General features: G+C 68.3%; 5 protein-coding genes and 3 rRNA genes. 5 read left to right on the top strand and 3 right to left on the bottom strand.

The annotated features are described in order from the left end of the window. Window positions 1–12: 12 nt before the first annotated feature. Window positions 13–1,092, bottom strand: a complete 1,080-nt coding sequence (locus EKG83_RS35565; RefSeq protein ID WP_033432471.1) for a lycopene cyclase family protein — start codon at window positions 1,090–1,092, stop codon at window positions 13–15. Continuing rightward, entirely contained in the window at window positions 1,092–2,027 is a 936-nt protein-coding gene (locus EKG83_RS35560) for an MASE1 domain-containing protein (protein ID WP_228122336.1), read from the bottom strand. The genes EKG83_RS35565 and EKG83_RS35560 overlap by 1 nt, the downstream gene beginning before the upstream one ends. Window positions 2,028–2,555: 528 nt before the next feature. Here EKG83_RS35560 and EKG83_RS35555 point away from each other — a divergent pair. From EKG83_RS35555 to rrf, 3 genes are all read left to right on the top strand, one after another. Next, window positions 2,556–4,071: ribosomal RNA gene (locus EKG83_RS35555) — 16S ribosomal RNA — on the top strand. A gap of 345 nt (window positions 4,072–4,416) precedes the next feature. After that, window positions 4,417–7,495 (top strand): 23S ribosomal RNA (locus EKG83_RS35550). A 112-nt stretch (window positions 7,496–7,607) separates the two neighbouring features. Continuing rightward, window positions 7,608–7,724 (top strand): 5S ribosomal RNA (gene rrf, locus EKG83_RS35545). Together the 16S, 23S and 5S rRNA genes form the textbook arrangement of a ribosomal RNA operon. A gap of 55 nt (window positions 7,725–7,779) precedes the next feature. Here rrf and EKG83_RS35540 read toward each other — a convergent pair. Further along, the gene (locus EKG83_RS35540) at window positions 7,780–10,863 is read right to left on the bottom strand and encodes a CHAT domain-containing protein (protein WP_170191904.1); all 3,084 of its coding nucleotides are present in this window, start codon (window positions 10,861–10,863) and stop codon (window positions 7,780–7,782) included. Window positions 10,864–10,940: 77 nt separating this feature from the next. On the opposite strand from EKG83_RS35540, the gene EKG83_RS35535 reads away from it, so the two are divergent. Both EKG83_RS35535 and EKG83_RS35530 read left to right on the top strand, forming a co-directional pair. Beyond that, window positions 10,941–12,509 carry a deoxyguanosinetriphosphate triphosphohydrolase family protein gene (locus EKG83_RS35535; RefSeq protein WP_033433344.1) on the top strand — a complete coding sequence of 523 codons (1,569 nt, stop codon included), beginning with the start codon at window positions 10,941–10,943 and terminating at the stop codon, window positions 12,507–12,509. Window positions 12,510–12,689: 180 nt separating this feature from the next. After that, entirely contained in the window at window positions 12,690–15,449 is a 2,760-nt protein-coding gene (locus EKG83_RS35530; RefSeq protein ID WP_033433387.1) for a S8 family serine peptidase, read from the top strand. The last annotated feature ends 24 nt before the right edge of the window (window positions 15,450–15,473 follow it).

The raw sequence follows: 15,473 nt of genomic DNA, 5'->3' as shown, positions 1-15,473 counted from the left end.
ACGCCGAGAGCGTTAACCAGGTGTTCCCACAAATTTGGCCGTCTGCACAGGAAATACCATGCGAGCGCGCATGGGCCACCGCGAGACGCCGAACAACCGCAGCATCGCACGAGTGGTCCCGCGCAGGTCACCGTGGTCGCCGAGGTAGGCCCGCTGATCATTCTCCGCCAAGAGGAAAAAATTGTCGAAGAATTGCGGAACCTCGTCGGGCCGCATCGCCAGCAACGCCGTCAGACCGCGCAACCGCAACCCGTGCACCACCCGCTCCGGCACCGAGCGCCCCACCGGCCGGCCCTCCGCCAACGCCCGCGCCACCCCCGGCGCCCGCCGCAGCGACGTCGCCACGCTGTACCCCGTCGCCGGGTGCACGAACCCCGCCGCCGCACCGAACGCGCCCGCCGCCGGCGGCACGTCCAACGGGATGTGCACCCGCTCCTCGTCCCCGTCCGGCACCGCCACCCCGTGCGCCGCCAACCGCGCCCGCAACCGCAACCGCAGCTCCGGCAGCGGCAACCCCGGCCGCCGCGCCAGCGACGTCTCCTCCAGCAGCACCCGGTCCGCGCCCAGCGGGATCGCGTACAGGAACGTCGGGTCCTCGGTGGTCCGCGCCGGCGGCCGACGCCAATCCATGATCAACGCCTCGTCCGGCCCCACGAACGGCCGCGCCGCCGCCGCGGGCACCACCACGCCCACCGCCGTCTGCGCCGCCCGACCACCCACCGCGCCCGTGGCCCGCACCACCCGCCCGGACACCACCCGCCCGTCCGCCAGCCGCACCCCCGACGCGGTCCGCGCCACCACCCGGCCCGCGACCACCTCGACCCCGTCCGGCAACTCCCGCAACCGCTCGTTGTCCAGCACCGCGTACGCCCGCGCCAACCGGTGCTCCCGCGTGCCGACCACCCGCGCCCGCGACGCCACCACCGACACCGGCGCACCCGCGGGCAGCTCGTCCGCCCACGCCGCGTACGTCGCCCGCCACGGCCGCCCCGGGTCCCGGTCCACCAGCGTCGTGCGCAACCCCAGCGCCGCGCACTCCCGCGCCAGCGCCCGCCCGGCCGGTCCGCCGCCCACGACCACCACGCCGCCCATCAGGACCCCTCCGGCGGCCGCGGCGGCAGCACGTTCCGCGCCAACAACGGCTGGTACTTCGACACCACGTCCGCCAACTGGTCCACCGTCCGCTCGATCGCCGACCGCGCCGCGTTCCGCTCCGCGATCGCCGCCGACACCAACAACGCCGTCGTCACCGTCGTCCCGTTGAACGCCTGCAACGTCACCATCCGCACCAACAGGTCCAACCCCTCGAACGGCCCGTCGCTCAACGCCGCGCCGCGCGCGGCCAGCGTCGTCGCGATCAACGCGCACGGCGCCGTGCCCGCGTGCTGGAAGCGGAACGCCGCCCACACCAGGAACGGGAACACCAGGTACATCAACCTGATGTCCACGGTCGTGGCCACCGCCATCACCACCGCCGTGCCGCCCAGCAGGGCCACCGCCTCCGCCAACCGGCGCGGCGCCGGCCGGCGCCCCCGCAGCGACCGCGCCGCCAGCACCAGCGGCACGACCACGAGCACGCCCAGCACGTCCCCGGTCCACCACACCGACCACGTCGACAGGAAGTCCCCGCCGCCGATCACCCCGGACACCAGCAACGCGCCACCGCCCACCGTCGCGCTGACCAGCATGCCCGCGAACGCGCCCAGCAGCACGAGGGCCAGGGCGTCCCGCGTGCGGTCCAGCTCCGACCGGAACCCCACCCGCCGCAGCAGCAGGAAGCTGACCACCGGCCCCGCCGTGTTGCCCAGGCTGATCACCGCCGTGGCACCGACGTCGCTCAACGACGCGTTCACCGCGAACGCGGCCACCGTGATCCCCGGCCACATCCGCAGCCCGCCCAGCAGCAGCGCCAGCAGCGCCACGCCCGTCGGCGGCCACAGCGGCGTCACCTGATCGTTGACCAGGGCCTGGAGCAGACCGAGGCGCGCGCCGAGGTAGTAGCAGGCCGCGACCAGCAGCAGTCGCACCCCGTACTGACCCCACGGGCGGAGGCGGGGGAGTGGTGGCACCCGCACAGCATCCCGCGCCCACCGGGCCCGCACCACGCCTAGCTGCGGTGATGCCGCGATCGACCCCCCGATTTGTCTCCGCGCCGACGGGCGTGTAACTTTCTCTCTGCCAGCGCGGAACGGGCCGGGAAAACCGGAACGGAGCGCGGCGAAACCCCCGGCAAGAACAAGCAGTACCTAGGGTGCTGCCTCGGGCCGGTGGGAACAAGGACTAAACTGAATGCTTGAGCGAGTTGATCGCGGAGCCGAGCAGCCGAAACGGCCGATTTGACACCGCGAAAACGAACGAGCTAAGCTTTCAACACAAGCCCCGGAATGAACCGCGGTAAGACGCGGGACAAGATGGTGAGCGCGTGTTCTTTGAGAACTCAACAGCGTGCCGAATAGCCAGTAAATTTATGATCCTCGTCAAGAGGATTCCTTTGAGATTGTTACTGGACAGCTGACGTAATTGTCAGTGTTGTTCGGAGCGATCGAACTCATTCCTTATTGGAGAGTTTGATCCTGGCTCAGGACGAACGCTGGCGGCGTGCTTAACACATGCAAGTCGAGCGGTAAGGCCCTTCGGGGTACACGAGCGGCGAACGGGTGAGTAACACGTGGGCAACCTGCCCCGTACTCTGGGATAAGCCTGGGAAACTAGGTCTAATACCGGATATGACCTCCTTCCGCATGGTGGGGGGTGGAAAGTTCCGGCGGTACGGGATGGGCCCGCGGCCTATCAGCTTGTTGGTGGGGTGATGGCCTACCAAGGCGACGACGGGTAGCCGGCCTGAGAGGGTGACCGGCCACACTGGGACTGAGACACGGCCCAGACTCCTACGGGAGGCAGCAGTGGGGAATATTGCACAATGGGCGCAAGCCTGATGCAGCGACGCCGCGTGAGGGATGACGGCCTTCGGGTTGTAAACCTCTTTCAGCAGGGACGAAGCGCGAGTGACGGTACCTGCAGAAGAAGCACCGGCTAACTACGTGCCAGCAGCCGCGGTAATACGTAGGGTGCGAGCGTTGTCCGGAATTATTGGGCGTAAAGAGCTCGTAGGCGGTTTGTTGCGTCGGCCGTGAAAACTTCACGCTTAACGTGGAGCCTGCGGTCGATACGGGCAGACTTGAGTTCGGCAGGGGAGACTGGAATTCCTGGTGTAGCGGTGAAATGCGCAGATATCAGGAGGAACACCGGTGGCGAAGGCGGGTCTCTGGGCCGATACTGACGCTGAGGAGCGAAAGCGTGGGGAGCGAACAGGATTAGATACCCTGGTAGTCCACGCCGTAAACGGTGGGTGCTAGGTGTGGGGGGCTTCCACGTCCTCCGTGCCGCAGCTAACGCATTAAGCACCCCGCCTGGGGAGTACGGCCGCAAGGCTAAAACTCAAAGGAATTGACGGGGGCCCGCACAAGCGGCGGAGCATGTGGATTAATTCGATGCAACGCGAAGAACCTTACCTGGGCTTGACATGCACCGGAAACCTGCAGAGATGTGGGCCTCTTCGGACTGGTGTACAGGTGGTGCATGGCTGTCGTCAGCTCGTGTCGTGAGATGTTGGGTTAAGTCCCGCAACGAGCGCAACCCTCGTTCCATGTTGCCAGCGCGTTATGGCGGGGACTCATGGGAGACTGCCGGGGTCAACTCGGAGGAAGGTGGGGATGACGTCAAGTCATCATGCCCCTTATGTCCAGGGCTTCACACATGCTACAATGGCCGGTACAGAGGGCTGCTAAGCCGTGAGGTGGAGCGAATCCCAAAAAGCCGGTCTCAGTTCGGATCGGGGTCTGCAACTCGACCCCGTGAAGTCGGAGTCGCTAGTAATCGCAGATCAGCAACGCTGCGGTGAATACGTTCCCGGGCCTTGTACACACCGCCCGTCACGTCACGAAAGTCGGTAACACCCGAAGCCCGTGGCCCAACCCGTAAGGGGGGGAGCGGTCGAAGGTGGGACTGGCGATTGGGACGAAGTCGTAACAAGGTAGCCGTACCGGAAGGTGCGGCTGGATCACCTCCTTTCTAAGGAGCATCTGCGAACTGCTTCGGTGGTTCGGAGGCCACGCCGGCGGCGAACGATCGTCGGGTGGAGCTCATATTAGTGGATGCTGGCTAATGCAGAACCTCGGGTTGTTGACGGAGTTAGTACTGCTCGCTTGCGAGCGTGGAAGGGTCCGTCGAGGGTTCAAGGCTTCTGTTCGGTACGCTGTTGGGTCCTGAGAGAACACGCGAGTGTCTCTTTCAGCGAGTAACGACAGGGCTGTCTCAGTCTTCGAACCGCTTGGCTTCGGTCGGGTAGGCGTTGGCAGGGAAGAGATGGTGTCTGGTTGTTCTTTGAGAACTGCACAGTGGATGCGAGCATCTTTGTGGCAAGTTATTAAGGGCATACGGTGGATGCCTTGGCACCAGGAGCCGATGAAGGACGTAGGAGACTGCGATAAGTCTTGGGGAGCTGTCAACCGAGCTGAGATCCAAGAATTTCCGAATGGGGAAACCCGGCCTCAGTCATGTGGGGTCACCCGTACCTGAACACATAGGGTGCGTGGAGGGAACGCGGGGAAGTGAAACATCTCAGTACCCGCAGGAAGAGAAAACAACCGTGATTCCGTGAGTAGTGGCGAGCGAAAGCGGAAGAGGCTAAACCGCGTCTGTGTGATACCCGGCAGGGGTTGCATTCGCGGGGTCGTGGGACCCACTGGTCAGTTCTGCCGGACTGGCAAAGAGTCATAAAGAGATGTGGTTAGCGGAATGCGTCTGGAAAGCGTGACCGTAGAGGGTGAGAGTCCCGTACGCGAAAACCTGTCTCCTCTTTGTGGTGTTCCCAAGTAGCAGCGAGCTCGTGGAATTTGCTGTGAATCTGGCGGGACCACCCGCTAAGCCTGAATACTCCCTGGTGACCGATAGCGGACTAGTACCGTGAGGGAAAGGTGAAAAGTACCCCGGGAGGGGAGTGAAATAGTACCTGAAACCGTGTGCCTACAATCCGTCGGAGCCTTTAGGGGTGACGGCGTGCCTTTTGAAGAATGAGCCTGCGAGTTAGTGCTGCGTGGCGAGGTTAACCCGTGTGGGGTAGCCGTAGCGAAAGCGAGTCCGAATAGGGCGGTTGAGTCGCGTGGTCTAGACCCGAAGCGGGGTGATCTAGCCATGGCCAGGGTGAAGCGTGGGTAAGACCGCGTGGAGGCCCGAACCCACCAGGGTTGAAAACCTGGGGGATGAGCTGTGGTTAGGGGTGAAAGGCCAATCAAACTCCGTGATAGCTGGTTCTCCCCGAAATGCATTTAGGTGCAGCGTCGTGTGTTTCGTGCCGGAGGTAGAGCACTGGATGGTCTAGGGGGCCCACAAGCTTACCGAAATCAACCAAACTCCGAATGCCGGTACGTGAGAGCGCGGCAGTGAGACTGCGGGGGATAAGCTTCGTAGTCGAGAGGGAAACAGCCCAGAACGCCGGCTAAGGCCCCTAAGTGTGTGCTAAGTGGGAAAGGATGTGGGGTCGCCCAGACAACCAGGAGGTTGGCTTAGAAGCAGCCACCCTTTAAAGAGTGCGTAATAGCTCACTGGTCAAGTGGTCCTGCGCCGACAATGTAGCGGGGCTTAAGCACACCGCCGAAGCCGTGTCATTCCAGTTTTGCTGGGATGGGTAGGGGAGCGTCGTTCAGCCGCTGAAGCTGCAGGGGAACCTAGTGGTGGAGGCTGGACGAGTGAGAATGCAGGCATGAGTAGCGAAAGCAGAGTGAGAAACTCTGCCGCCGGATGACCAAGGGTTCCTGGGCCAGGCTAATCCGCCCAGGGTAAGTCGGGACCTAAGGCGAGGCCGACAGGCGTAGTCGATGGACAACGGGTTGATATTCCCGTACCCGTGTGAACGCGCCCATGGCGAGGCTTGCGATGCTAACCGCCCAAAGCTTGGGGGCCGACCTTCGGGTCTTCTCCAAGTGGAGCGCGGGACCCGAGCTTGTAGTAGTCAAACGATGGGGTGACGCAGGAGGGTAGCTCCGCCAGTGAGTGGTAGTACTGGTGTAAGCGTGTAGGGAGAGCTGTAGGCAAATCCGCAGCTCACACATCCTGAGACGTGATGCATAGCCGATTGAGGCGAAGTAGGGTGATCCCATGCTGCCGAGAAAAGCCTCTAGTGAGTGTTCATGCGGCCCGTACCCCAAACCGACACAGGTGGTCAGGTAGAGAATACCGAGGCGATCGGGCGAACTGTGGTTAAGGAACTCGGCAAAATGCCCCCGTAACTTCGGGAGAAGGGGGGCCAAAGGGTTTGAAGCCCCTTGCGGGCTAGGACCAGTTGGCCGCAGAGACCAGCGAGAAGCGACTGTTTACTAAAAACACAGGTCCGTGCGAAGTCGCAAGACGATGTATACGGACTGACGCCTGCCCGGTGCTGGAACGTTAAGGGGACCGGTTAGCTCTTCGGGGCGAAGCTGAGAACTTAAGCGCCAGTAAACGGCGGTGGTAACTATAACCATCCTAAGGTAGCGAAATTCCTTGTCGGGTAAGTTCCGACCTGCACGAATGGCGTAACGACTTCTCGACTGTCTCAACCACAGGCCCGGCGAAATTGCACTACGAGTAAAGATGCTCGTTACGCGCGGCAGGACGGAAAGACCCCGGGACCTTTACTATAGCTTGGTATTGGTGTTCGGTTCGGCTTGTGTAGGATAGGTGGGAGACTGTGAAGCGGCCACGCCAGTGGTTGTGGAGTCGTCGTTGAAATACCACTCTGGTCGTACTGGATGTCTAACCTCGGTCCGTGATCCGGATCAGGGACAGTGCCTGGTGGGTAGTTTAACTGGGGCGGTTGCCTCCCAAAGGGTAACGGAGGCGCTCAAAGGTTCCCTCAGCCTGGTTGGCAATCAGGTGTCGAGTGCAAGTGCACAAGGGGGCTTGACTGTGAGACCGACGGGTCGAGCAGGGACGAAAGTCGGAACTAGTGATCCGGCCATGGCTTGTGGAAGCGTGGTCGCTCAACGGATAAAAGGTACCCCGGGGATAACAGGCTGATCTTGCCCAAGAGTCCATATCGACGGCATGGTTTGGCACCTCGATGTCGGCTCGTCGCATCCTGGGGCTGGAGTAGGTCCCAAGGGTTGGGCTGTTCGCCCATTAAAGCGGTACGCGAGCTGGGTTTAGAACGTCGTGAGACAGTTCGGTCCCTATCCGCCGCGCGCGTAGGATACTTGCGGAAGGCTGTCCCTAGTACGAGAGGACCGGGACGGACGGACCTCTGGTGTGCCAGTTGTCCTGCCAAGGGCATTGCTGGTTGGCTACGTTCGGAAGGGATAACCGCTGAAAGCATCTAAGCGGGAAGCTCGTTCCTAGATGAGGTATCCCACCCTTTGTGGGTTAAGGCCCCCAAGAGACCATTGGGTTGATAGGCCGGAGATGGAAGGTCGGTAACGGCTGGAGTTGACCGGTACTAATAGGCCGAGGACTTGTCATGAAGACGCTACGCATCCACTGTGCGGTTCTGAAAGAACCGAACCGGACCACCAGGTCCATCCGGCGGGAGTCGGGTGTGGCCGGGTGCCTACGGGTTGGTAATTTCATAGTGTTTCGGTGGTCATTGCGGTTGGGGAACACCCGGTCCCATTCCGAACCCGGTAGTTAAGCCTTCCAGCGCCGATGGTACTGCACTCGTGAGGGTGTGGGAGAGTAGGACGCCGCCGAACATTCTTTCCCTCAGGGGCACCCGGTTCGCCGGGTGCCCCTGAGGGCTTTGTGCGTTCAGCCCTCCCCGGTGCCGATGCAGATGAAGGGTCGCCGCACGGGGTCGACGGCGACGGCCTGCGCCAGTGCCTGGGCTGGTGTCTTCCCGGTGCTGAGCCCTCGGTGGTAGTCGTACATGGCGTCGGCGGCCGAGTCGTCGCCGACGCGGCTGACGGCCGCGATGACGGTGGCGGCACCGGCGGCGAGCAGGCCGTTGGCGAACCCGAGCGCGTCGTCGTCGGCGGCCTTGCGGCTCAGCGCCAGTTCGCAGGCGGCCAGGATGACCTGCCCCGGTGGTTTCCGCAGTTCGCCGAACTGGTGGGCGAACAGGGGGCCGTCGGCGAGTTCCAGTCGGGAGAACGACGAGTTGTCGGCTTCGTTCTCGCCGTGCGCCGCCAGGTGCACCAGGCCGGCGCCGTCGATGGCGTCGAGCGCGGTCTCGACCTTGGCCTCCGCCCCCGAGATGATCATGGCGTGGGGGTGGAAGGCGGCTGCGGTGACCAGTTCCCCGTGCGGGACGACCATGCCGGGACCGAGGACGAACACCGTGCGCCGGGGGCCGATGAACTTGGCGCACAGCCTCGTCTCGGCGGTGGACCAGGCGGTCACCGAGGGGGCGACCACGATCGGCCTGCCGCGCAGCGAGGGCAGTGCGGCCCAGGCGACCGAGTACAGGGGGCCGGTCGGCACGATGACGAGTTCGAGGTCACCGATGTGCGGGGCGAGGGGCCGCATGACGAGCCGGTCCAGTTCGGCGGCGTTGCGCTCGGTCGAGGCGCGGATGACGCGGACCAGGGGAGCGGGCAGGTGGTCGGGTGCGGCGGCGTCGATGTCGGCGCGCAGCGTCCGGGCCAGTTCGAAGACGGCGTCGGTGTGGCCCAGTTCCACGACGGCCAGGCTGCCGTGCGCGACGACCAGGGCGAACAGCTCGTTCCACACCCGCACGAAGCTGACCAGGGCGCGGTTGCCGATCATGCGGGTGACCGCGTCGAACTCGACCACCCCGGAGTCGGTGACCAGCGGGTGGGGCAGGTACTTGAGGTGCCGGACGCGGGCGCGTTCGGCGAAGTCGAACAGGGGGCGGGGGTCGGGGCGCCCGATGACGACGCGCAGCGCGAGTTCGCGCAGGCGTTGGGCGTAGAAGGTGCTCATCGGTGCCGGGGTGAGCCGTGCCGGGCACTTGGCCGTCCGCTCGATCGCCGCGGTGAACGCCGCTTCGGTGTGCGCCAGCACGCCGTCCGCGTCACCCCGGTGCAGCGCGAGTTCGGCGCGGCACAGCCGGCGCAGCAGTTCGTGTTCGGCGGAGGGGTCGTCGAGGTCGTCCTCGTCCAGGAGGGCGGTCGCGCGTTCGGCTTCGCCCGCGGTGACGAGCAGCCGCGCGGCGATCAGGAGCGCGTGGCCGGCTTCGTCGGCCGCGCCGTGCCGCTTGAGCTCGGCGGCGGTCGACATGGCGTCGCGCAGCGCGCTCCGGGGTGCGCGCGCCGGTTCGGCGGTGACGGCGGCCAGGCGGGTCAGCGCGCAGGAGGCGGCCTCGCGGTGGTGCCCGGCTGCCCCGTGCGCCCCGGCCGCGGCCAGGGCCCAGCGGGCGGCCGTGTCGAAGTCGCCGCTGCCGAGGGCGGCGATCGCGCCGAGCCGGTGGAGTTCCGCGGAGGTCCCGTGGCACTCGTGCAGCTCGTCCAGCAGCAGTGACGCCTCCGAGTACAGCCCCGCCACCACCAGTGCCTCGGCCTGGTCGAGCATGACTTCTCGGCGGCGGTGCGGTGTGCGCTCGACCACGTGGCGGGCGTTCTGGAAGTGCCGGAGGGCGCGGGGGATGTCGCCGGCCAGGCGGTGCAGGACGGCCAGCGAGTGGACGAAGTGGACGTGCCAGGCGGTCGGCGCACGTCGGTTCCCGGCCAGGACCTCCAGGTTGAACCGCTCCGCCTCGAACCAGGTCAGGTCGCCGGCGCGCACCGCCCGCTGGGCCGCTTCGGAGTAGTGCCGGAACAGCCTTCGGAACACCGCGTCGTCGTCGACGCCCCCGGCCAGTTCGCGCGCGTAGGCGGCCAGCAGGTCGTGCATGAGGTAGCGGCGGTCGGCGCGTTCCGCCACGAGGTGCGCGCGGGCCAGGGCGTCCATCGCGCGGCGGGCGCGGCCCTCGTCGACCTCGGCGAGGACGGCGACCGCGGCGGCGTCGTAGTCGCGGCCGGGGTGCAGGCCGAGGAGCCGGAACACCCGCCGGGGCTCGTCGTCGAGCTGCCGCACGGACCAGGAGAACACGGTGCGGATCGTGCGGTCGTCCTCGGCGACGCCGAGGAGCCGCCCCTCCTCGGCCAGTTCGTCGGCGAGTTCGCGGAGCGGGGCGCGGGGCCTGGTCGCGGCGAGTTCGGCGGTGATGCGCAGCGCCAGGGGCAGGTGGGCGCAGCGCCGCACGAGCGCGGCGGCGGCGTCGGGGTCCTGGTCGACCCGGGTGCCGACGGTGGCGCGGAGCAGGCTCAGCGCGTCGTCGAGGGGCAGCAGGTCGAGGTCGACGCCGTGCGCGCCGTAGCGGACGCGCAGCGAGGGGAGGCGGTCGCGGCTGGTGACCACGACGAAGCAGGTCGGGCTGCCGGGCAGCAGCGGCTGGACCTGCCCGTCGGTGCGGGCGTTGTCCAGGACCACGAGCACGCGCCGGTCGGCGACCAGGCTGCGGTAGCGGGCGGCGCGTTCGGCCAGGTCGTCGGGCACCTCGGTGTCGCCGAGGGCGCGCAGGAACCCGGCGAGCACGTCGCCGGGCGGCAGCGGCGGTTCCCGGTCGTAGCCGCGCAGGTCGGCGTAGAGCTGGCCGTCGGGGAACAGGGCGCGCACGCGGTGCGCCCAGTGGATCGCCAGCGCGGTCTTGCCGACGCCGGCGGTGCCGGACACCGCGGAGACGACCACGCCGCCGGCGGCGGGTGCGTCGAGCAGCGCGTCGAGTTCGGCGAGCTGGGCCCGGCGGCCGGTGAACTCGCCGATCGGCGGCGGGAGCTGCCGCGGGCGCGCGGTCGGCGGCGAGTGGAAGTGGATGCCGCCCGCCACGTCGCGGGCCTGCACGAACGGGCCGCCTGCGCCGCGGGACTGGTTGACGTGGTCCGACTCGGACAACCCGACCTCCCGGCTGACGGGTTCCCACGGTAGCGCCGTCGCGGCGGGGCGCACACGCGGCGGTTAAGTTCCTCCCCATGCACCAGCAGCACGTCGACCCGCGCGCCGAGCGCCGTTCCGGCGGGGACGTCCCCGTCCAGCCCGACCTGGCCGCAGGCCCGTTCCGCGTGGACCGGGACCGGGTGGCCGGTTCGCCGTTCTTCTCCCGCCTGGGCGGGGTGACGCAGGTGATCAGCTCGACCGGGTCGGGGTTGCTGGTGCACAACCGGCTCACCCACAGCCTCAAGGTCGCGCAGGCGGCCCGCGCGATCGCCGAGCGCCTGAACACCCGCGCGGACGTGGCGGTGCTGCTGGACAAGCTGGGCGGGTGCGACCCGGACGTGGTGGAGGCCGCGGCGCTGGGGCACGACCTGGGGCACCCGCCGTTCGGGCACCTGGGCGAGCAGGTACTCGACCGGCTGGCGCGGCACCGGTTCGGCCTGGCCGACGGGTTCGAGGGCAACGCGCAGTCGTTCCGGATCGTCACCACCACGGACGTGCGGGGCCCGTCGGCGGTGGGGTTGGACCTGACGGTGGCGGTGCGGGCGGCGATGCTGAAGTACCCGTGGACGCGGCTGTCGCACCCGGACCCCCACCCGCGGCACCTGCCCGCGCCGCCGCGGGGTGCCGCGGAGCCGCCGGACGCGCCGGGCACCGGGTCGGCGAAGTTCTCCGCCTACGTCACCGAGCTGGAGGACGTGCGGCAGGCGCGCGCCTACTACGCGGGGCGGTTGGAGCCGTGGCAGCAGACGGTGGAGGCGTCGGTGATGGACACCGCGGACGACATCGCCTACGCGATCCACGACGTGGAGGACTTCTACCGGGTGGGGGTGCTGCAGCACGCCACGGTGTCGGCGGAGCTGAACACGTGGCTGGACCGGGCGGTCGAGCTGGCCGGTCTGTCGGCGGCGGAGCTGGACGCGCAGCAGCGGCGGCCGGGACGGTCGTTGGAGGCGCTGCGCCGCCGCCTGCACGCGAAGGACTCGTGGGCGGTGGACGACGACGCGTTCGCGCAGGCCGTGGCGAAGGTGCGGGCCGAGCTGGTGGACGGGTTGCTGGCGGTGCCGTTCGACGGGTCGGTGGAGGCGGAGCAGGCGGTGGCGGGGTTCTCCGCGCGGTGGACGCGGCGCCTGGTGGACGCGGTCGGGGTGGTGGAGGAGCCGACGACGCGGTCGGGGCACGTGGTGCTGGCGGTGCGGCAGTGGCACGAGGTGCAGGTGCTGAAGTTCGTGCACCGCCGGTTCGTGCTGCTGCGCCCGGACCTGGCGCTGCACCAGCGCGGCCAGGCGCGGCTGCTGACGGCGCTGGTGGAGGCGCTGGAGCAGTGGGCGACCGACCGGCACGAGGCGAACCGGTTGCCGCGGCGGCTGCACGACCTGGTCGAGCTGGCCGGCCGCGAGTACGCCGAGCTGGCCCGGACCGACCCGTCCGCGCTGGTCGGCGCCACCGGTGACGCCCCGTCGGGGCCGGACGCGGTGCGGACGCTGGCGCGTGGCCGGGCGGTGGTCGACTTCGTGGCCTCGCTGACCGACAACCAGGCCGCGGCGCTGCTCGACGCCCTGTCCGGACGTACCGGACAACTGTGGACCGACGCCTTCGTACTGTGAACTGTGATGGGTATTCCACGTCACAAGTAGGCCGAACGGTGGCAGACGGTACTTGCACATGCGCAATAAGTTGACCCCTCGATCGGGGACACCCGGTCGCCGGACGCGTGCGTCGGGGGCACGCCCAACTTGGGGGAGACGCCTGTGCGTTCAGAACGCCGCCGGTCTCGAAGAACCGCCTTGACCGCAGCCGGTGCCGCCGTGCTGCTGACCCTGGGTGTCGCGTCACCCGCTTCCGCCGATCCGACCAGGGCGTCCAAGGGCGTCGAGGACACCACCGCCGCCCAGATCGCCGCGCTCCAGGAGATCAAGAGGTCGCTCTCCGGGGCCGAGTCCAAGATGGACAGCGCGCTCGTCGTCGAGCAGCGCCGCCGGGTCGACGCCGGCACGTTCAACCGCCTCCCCGCGCTGCAGACCGGGGTGAAGGTGGGCAGCGGGAACACCGTGCTGGTGGACATCCGCGCCCACAAGGTCAGCGACGACCTGGTCAACGCCGTCCGCGCCGCGGGCGGCGGCATCCGCGCGGTGTCCGCCGAGGGCGGCACGGTCCGCGCCCAGCTGCCCCTCGCCGCGCTGCCCCGGCTCTCCGCGCGCGGTGACGTGCGGCGCGTCGAGACCGCGGTGGAGGCCAAGACGTTCCACCAGCGCGACCGGAAGGACACCGCCGCGGCCCCGTCCAAGGAGGACCGGGCGAAGGCGGTCGAGGAGCGGACCCGCGAGGCGCTGGTCTCGGTGCAGGCGGCCAGGACCGGCGAGGGCGACCGGGCCCACGCCGCCGACACCGCCCGCGGCGAGTTCCACGTCACCGGCACCGGCGTGAAGCTGTGCGCGCTGTCCGACGGCGTCGACACGCTGGCCGCCTCGCAGGCGGCGGGCGAGCTGCCCGCGGACGTCGAGGTGCTGCCCGGCCAGGAGGGCGACGGCAACGAGGGAACCGCGATGCTGGAGATCCTCCACGACATCGCGCCCAACGCGCGCCTCGGCTTCGCCACGGCGTTCAACGGCGACGCCAGCTTCGCCGACAACATCCGCGCCCTGCGCTTCCAGCTGGGCTGCGACGTCATCGTCGACGACGTGCTGTACTTCAACGAGTCGCCGTTCCAGGACGGCATCATCGCCCGCGCGGTGGACGCGGTCGCCGCGGACGGCGCGCTGTTCTTCTCCTCCGCGGGCAACGAGGGCAACGTCGCCGACGGCACCTCGGGCCACTGGGAGGGCCGGTTCGTCGACTCCGGCGTGGGCGTGGGCAAGTTCGCGGGCACGGCCCACGACTTCAACCCCGACCCGGCGGGCAAGCAGGTGTTCAACCCGCTGTCGGACGGCTCCGGCAACGTGCCGGTGACGCTGTTCTGGGCCGACCCGCTGTCCTCGTCGTTCAACGACTACGACCTGTACCTGGCCAACGCGCAGGGCAACGTGGTGGCGTTCAGCCAGGGCGTGCAGGACGGCACCCAGGACCCGTACGAGCGGCTGAACACGCCGGCCAGCTCCAGCGGCCTGCGGTTGGCCGTGGTGAAGTTCCGCGGTGAGGACAAGTACCTGGCGCTGTCCGCCCTGGGCGGTCGCTTCAAGGACGCCGCCAACGGCCTCAAGGGCTTCGCCACCCCCGGCGTGACCCGCGGCCACTCGGCGGCCAGGGGCGCGATCAGCGTCGCGGCGGCCCCGGCGGCCGACCCGCTGCCGTTCGACCTGGAGCCGGGTGACCCGGCCAACCCGAGCGGGCCGTTCCCGGGTGCCTTCGACGGCTCCCAGAAGCCCGAGCGGTTCACCTCCGACGGCCCGCGGCGCGTGTTCTTCGCGCCCGACGGCTCCCCGGCCGAGGAGGTCAGGCAGAAGCCGGACCTGACCGCGGCGGACGGCGTGACCACGAGCGTGCCCGGGTTCGACCCGTTCTTCGGCACCTCGGCGGCGGCGCCCAACGCGGCGGGCATCGCGGGCCTGATCCTGTCCGGCAACCCCGGCCTGGCCCCGGCCGAGGTGCGGCAGGCGCTGACCGCCACCGCCGTCGACATCGCTCAGGCGGGTGTGGACAACCGCACCGGCGCCGGTGTCGTGCGCGCGGACCTGGCGCTGGCCTACACGGGTGCCTCGCCGCAGCCGCTGGCCAGGGCGCAGCGGCCGACCGTGGTCAACGACGCGGACGGCAGCCAGTACCTCAAGCCGGGCACCACCGCGACGGTGACCGTGCCGGTGACCAACGTCGGTGACGGCACGGCCGCGTCCACGAGCCTCGTGCTCACCTCGCCCACGGCGGGCGTGACGATCGCGCCGCGGTCGCGGTACTACGGCAACATCGACGTCGGCCAGACGCTGACCAGCACGTTCAAGGTGACGGTCCCGGCGTCGGCGACGGTGGGCACGGGCATCAGGCTGGACACCCGGGTGACCTACTCCGGTGCCACGTCGCCGACGACCACCTCGTTCACGCTGGTCGTGGGCGAGCCGTCGCGCGAGGTGAAGTCCTTCGCCTACGGCGGGCCGGTGGTGGCCATCCCGGACAACGACCCGACCGGCGCGACCGTCCAGATCCCGGTCAGCGGCGTCGGCCGCGCGTCCAAGGTCGTGCTCTCCGTCGACGGCTCGCAGTGCACGCCGAACACGGACGGTTCGACCACGGTGGGCATCGACCACACGTTCGTGGGTGACCTGGTCGGCACGCTGACCTCGCCGTCCGGCGTCACCGCGACGGTGTTCCAGCGCAACGGCGCGACCGGCTCGAACCTGTGCCAGGTCGTGTTCGACGACAGCGCCGCGAAGTCGTTCTCGTCGGTGACCAGCGCGAACGCGCCGTTCACCGGTTCGTGGCGGCCGATCACGCCGCTGGCCGCGCTGCTGGAGCAGCCCGCCGACGGCACGTGGACGTTCAAGGTGGTCGACGCGGCCTCGACCGACCGCGGTTCGATCCGCGCGGTCTCGCTGAAGATCAACGGTTACGTCTGAGTCAATGAAGAGGGCCCCGGGACG

The organism is Saccharothrix syringae, from assembly GCF_009498035.1.
In the GTDB taxonomy this organism is placed as follows: domain Bacteria; phylum Actinomycetota; class Actinomycetes; order Mycobacteriales; family Pseudonocardiaceae; genus Actinosynnema; species Actinosynnema syringae.
The sequence above is the reverse complement of the archived record's forward strand: the minus strand, read 5'-3'. Positions and strand labels throughout refer to the sequence as shown.

Excerpts from the sequence above, each read along its gene's own strand:
- EKG83_RS35565 (WP_033432471.1), bottom strand. The coding sequence starts at position 1,092 with ATGGGCGGCGTGGTGGTCGTGGGCGGCGGACCGGCCGGGCGGGCGCTG.
- EKG83_RS35535 (WP_033433344.1), top strand. The coding sequence starts at position 10,941 with ATGCACCAGCAGCACGTCGACCCGCGCGCCGAGCGCCGTTCCGGCGGG.